This is a genomic window from Mediterraneibacter sp. 210702-DFI.5.30 (assembly GCF_020560115.1).
Lineage (GTDB): Bacteria > Bacillota > Clostridia > Lachnospirales > Lachnospiraceae > Mediterraneibacter > Mediterraneibacter faecis.
Genome location: NZ_JAJCME010000246.1, coordinates 1 through 219 on the forward strand (window position 1 = coordinate 1; position 219 = coordinate 219).

A 219-nucleotide genomic window follows, 5' to 3' on the forward strand; every position below is an offset into this window, starting at 1 on the left:
CCACTTTTCTAGTTAATTAATTTAAATTTACTTTAATAAAGGATACTTTTTATTCCTTATTAAAATTTTTAACCCAATATATTGAGAAAAAGCTATTTTTTTACTATATATTGCGGTCGCACTCTCTTGTAGGGTGCGTGGATTGAAATTCGGCAATACGATCAAGCTTTCATCGAGCAACCTAAGTCGCACTCTCTTGTAGGGTGCGTGGATTGAAAT

The 219-nt window shown here is 32.9% G+C and carries 1 protein-coding gene; it reads right to left on the minus strand.

What is annotated here, in order from left to right; translation table 11 throughout:
* Positions 1–27: 27 nt before the first annotated feature.
* The coding region (locus LI126_RS15430) for a hypothetical protein (RefSeq protein ID WP_227165775.1) at positions 28–219 on the minus strand (192 nt) is incomplete at its 5' end.